Genomic DNA, 3,392 nt, shown 5'->3' with positions numbered 1-3,392 from the left:
CGGCAAGGGCGCCGTCCGCGGCATCTTCGCCGCCCAGGAGATCAAGCCGCAGGCGCGCGTGCTGGCCGAGGACCGCGGCATCAGTTGCGCGGTGGTCGACTACGACGCGCTGCGCGGTCTGGACGACCCGTCCGACCGGCTGTTCTGAAAATCGGTTGGGGCGACCGCCAGACTGTCACCATGACCGCGGAGTTCGTTGAACTAAGCCGAGATGAGCGCTGTCCGTGCAGGTCGGGTCGGAAGTACGGGCGGTGCTGTGGCCAGAAAGCCTTTAGCTTCGGACGCAACGCCGCAGGTGAACTCGTAAAGCAGACCAAGCTAGTCCCGGAAGCAGCGGAGATCATCCGCGCAGAGCGCGATCGCTACACCGCCTACTACGGCCGTCCGCCGTCTAAGGAAGATCTGCTCTTCGCCTTCTCGCTCAACCCAGCTGACAGCATCTACTCACTCGCACGCGACCTTCTGAAGCATGACGTACTACCTCCCGACATCATCTACGCGTACTGCAGATCTGACGGGTTGATGCCCGTGGAGGGCAACCTTGACGTGATTTCTGATGGCGACTTGGCGGAGTTCACAGACCTTCGCAACGAGTACGACGAACTAGCCGAGACACCCGACGACGGCAGCCATCCAACCGCGGTCTGGTTCGTGACCAACGGCAACGGCTACATCGGCCAGGTCATACAAGAGGTTCTACCGGCGGTACGAATGGTCCTAAGCGATTTCCTTGCGCGCCACAGTGAGCAGGGGGATTTCGTTGACTTCCAGATCAAGACTCCAGTCGACTACGCCAATTTCTCAGCACACAAGTCCATGAAAACCATCCGCACGATAGAGAAGTTGTGCGAACACTCGATGCCTGAAGCGATCTATGCATTGACTCGAGGGCTGCTGGAGAACTACCTGTACCTCAACACGATTGCCAACGACCCGACCTTCTTCGAACAGAAGGTGGCCCCCAGAGCAGACCGCGCAAATTTCGCCTTTGCCGTCAAAGACGGTCGCATTGACTACAACCGAGTGATACATCAGGCCACCGGCGCGGAGCAATCGATCTGGGTGACCAATCGAGCATTGCTCAAGCACGCCACTGCAACCGACCGCGACCTTTTCGACCTCTTCTATCAGACAGCGTGTCAGTTTGTTCACGTCGACGTACTCAGCGCGCGCGCCTACTTTCACGAAGCCGACCCATTCGACGAACTCGATCCGTCATCGCTCGCGACCCTTGTCGCCGCAGTTCTTTCGGGCCAATTGATTTCAGCGTTGAGCCGCATTCCTGGCGTTGACGCCCGGATGCCTGCCGACGCCGTCCACTTCTTGAGGAAGTTGTCGGACCCGATGTCGATCTCATTGCAACTTGCCAGTTCAGATCCCGAGCACAAGAACGAGGTCTGGGCGGTACTAAAGCGAGTCGTCGACAGTTGGGGGCTTGAGAGCGAAGTGGTCGACACGTAGGCATCGCGAACGGCGGGTAGCGACTCATCTGTGGCGTCGAGCAGCTCAGTCGCTACCTCGAACGCCTCAACTGCTAGCCGAGGACCGCGGGATCAGTTGCGCCGTGGTCGACTACGACGCACTCCGCGGTCTGGACGACCCTTCCGACCGACTCTTCTGAGCGGCCGAGACCCTCAGAGGGTGATCGTGCCGTCCAGCCACCATGTGAGGTACCTGTCGAGATGTGGAGCGACCCAAGTCCTGCTGTCGTTCTCGTGATCCCAGACGAAGACGTCCTTCCTCCGATCTCGCTGCACGAATGCGAACTGGTCACCACCGCCGTCGTCAGCAAAGAAGACCAGCGGGTCGAACGGCATGTAGAGGTCCGCGAAGTCCGGCGTCGTGCGGAACGTGATGTTGTCGGCCGCAATTCGCTCTATCGGCCAGATCAGACCCAAGCCAAACTCACCCACGACACCGTTTGTCTCCAGCAGCAGGGCGACGAGGTCCTCGTCGAGGCGCGCGCCCAGAGACCTTTCGCACGAGCGAATGGCCGCCTCTGTCGCAGGAGCCCGAAACTTAGCTCGAGGCTCAAGGTCCCGAATCATCTCGATCCACATGCGGGCATCATGCCGCGTCGCCTACCGACGACCACTGCTCCCGTGGCGCCCTACCGGTCGCGCTAGGCGCCGTCAGCTCCCAGCGCCTCGTAGCCGATCACTCGATCGAAGGACGCACCCGTCAGGTCCGCGCCCTCGAACCTGACGCCAGTGAGGTTCGTACGACCGTTGTCAGCTCCCGTGTTGACGTACGAGAACTGCGCGCCCCGCAGATCGGCATCACGGAGGTCGGCACCGCTCAGGTCGCAGCCAGCAAAGGTCGCTCCACGCAGATTGGCGCCCCGCAGATTGGCGCCCGCGAACGAGCACATCTTGAAGAACGCGCGCATGGTTGCCAGTCGCAAGTCGGCTCTGCTGAGGTCGACGTACTCGAACACCATGGCTCCCGCTACCACCGAGGTGAGGTCCGAGTCAGCGAAGCTCTCTTTGCTCACGACTCCCCGGAGTACCGCCCAGCGGGCACGTGCCGATTGCGTCATGACGACAGTTTGCCCTCACCCCACGTCGATCCCGTGATGGTTTTCCACACCTCTCCCCGCCATGTGCCTTGTACGGCCACCCTTGTCGGTCCCAACTGCAACCGTGGCTGCATCGACCACACCCAACGGAAGGAAGCCCGATGTCGTCTCGGAAGAAGGCCGCCCCAACGCCACACAGGTTCGACTGCGATCTCGCGTCGCTCGAAGGCATCACGGTCCTCGGGGAACCGGCGGCCGTACTGTTCAGTGCGCTGTTGCGGGTTGAGTTCGGACCCGAGCGCGACGACGGCATGGCGGAGATGTCCGCTACCTGGCCAGCCAGCGAAGCAGATGCGTTCTCGCGAGCGATGACGCGAGCAGAGCGAGACGTTCCGGGCGACCGACGCACTCGAGGTCAACGAGACCTCGATCGGTTCCTGTTGGTCTCGGAGCGTGTCGGAGAGGTCCTCGACGCCGTCGACCGCGATCGGCGCGCATCCTGAAACCGCCCACGATCTACGCAAGATCGCACCTGTGCGCGGTTCTTGACGCCGAACTGGCAGGATCTGACGTCACAACCGCACCTGTGCGCGATTGTTGACAGCGTTGACGATCTGCCGCGCTACGTCCGCCCATTGACCTCGGGAGTACGACGATGGCCACGATCTTCCACCTCGCGCTCGCCTCGGACTGGGCAGCTGCCCAGGAGTCCGGTGCGTACACGACCTCCACGCTCGGTCGGACGCTGGCAGAGGAGGGCTTCATCCACGCCAGCCGGGCCGATCAGTGGACGGCCGTGCGAGACCGGTTCTACGGCGACGTGACCGAGCCGCTGGTGCTGCTGCAGATCGACACCGACCTGCTCGACGTGCCC

General features: G+C 62.1%; 6 protein-coding genes and 1 pseudogene. 5 read left to right on the top strand and 2 right to left on the bottom strand.

Features of this window, described 5'->3' with window-relative positions; translation table 11 throughout:
• The 3 genes and pseudogenes from V6M39_RS02500 to V6M39_RS02490 form a co-directional block, all read left to right on the top strand.
• The coding region (locus tag V6M39_RS02500) for an endonuclease NucS domain-containing protein (protein WP_332642082.1) at positions 1 to 148 on the top strand (148 nt) is incomplete at its 5' end.
• A 32-nt stretch (positions 149 to 180) separates the two neighbouring features.
• Positions 181 to 1,461 carry an SEC-C metal-binding domain-containing protein gene (locus tag V6M39_RS02495; protein ID WP_332642081.1) on the top strand — a complete coding sequence of 427 codons (1,281 nt, stop codon included), beginning with the start codon at positions 181 to 183 and terminating at the stop codon, positions 1,459 to 1,461.
• A 73-nt stretch (positions 1,462 to 1,534) separates the two neighbouring features.
• Positions 1,535 to 1,621, top strand: a pseudogene (locus V6M39_RS02490) (endonuclease NucS); the annotation flags it as partial.
• Between the two features lie 13 nt (positions 1,622 to 1,634).
• On the opposite strand, the gene V6M39_RS02485 reads toward V6M39_RS02490, so the two are convergent.
• Positions 1,635 to 2,060, bottom strand: a complete 426-nt coding sequence (locus tag V6M39_RS02485; RefSeq protein ID WP_332642080.1) for an SMI1/KNR4 family protein — start codon at positions 2,058 to 2,060, stop codon at positions 1,635 to 1,637.
• A gap of 62 nt (positions 2,061 to 2,122) precedes the next feature.
• Positions 2,123 to 2,539 (bottom strand): pentapeptide repeat-containing protein, encoded by a 417-nt coding sequence (locus tag V6M39_RS02480; RefSeq protein WP_332642079.1) that lies wholly within the window; start codon positions 2,537 to 2,539, stop codon positions 2,123 to 2,125.
• A 140-nt stretch (positions 2,540 to 2,679) separates the two neighbouring features.
• Between V6M39_RS02480 and V6M39_RS02475 the strand changes: the two genes are divergently transcribed.
• A complete protein-coding gene (locus tag V6M39_RS02475; RefSeq protein WP_332642078.1) occupies positions 2,680 to 3,021 on the top strand; it encodes a hypothetical protein in 342 nt (113 codons plus the stop codon).
• A gap of 152 nt (positions 3,022 to 3,173) precedes the next feature.
• Positions 3,174 to 3,392, top strand: a 219-nt coding sequence (locus V6M39_RS02470; protein ID WP_332642077.1) for a DUF952 domain-containing protein, incomplete at its 3' end; no start/stop codon positions are given.

The organism is Aeromicrobium sp. (assembly GCF_036675695.1).
Classification (GTDB): Bacteria; Actinomycetota; Actinomycetes; order Propionibacteriales; family Nocardioidaceae; genus Aeromicrobium.
The sequence above is the reverse complement of the archived record's forward strand: the minus strand, read 5'-3'. Positions and strand labels throughout refer to the sequence as shown.

Bases quoted from the DNA above. Each gene is read 5' to 3' on its own strand.
- V6M39_RS02495 (WP_332642081.1), top strand. From the start codon at position 181: ATGACCGCGGAGTTCGTTGAACTAAGCCGAGATGAGCGCTGTCCGTGC.
- V6M39_RS02485 (WP_332642080.1), bottom strand. From the start codon at position 2,060: ATGTGGATCGAGATGATTCGGGACCTTGAGCCTCGAGCTAAGTTTCGG.
- V6M39_RS02480 (WP_332642079.1), bottom strand. From the start codon at position 2,539: ATGACGCAATCGGCACGTGCCCGCTGGGCGGTACTCCGGGGAGTCGTG.
- V6M39_RS02475 (WP_332642078.1), top strand. From the start codon at position 2,680: ATGTCGTCTCGGAAGAAGGCCGCCCCAACGCCACACAGGTTCGACTGC.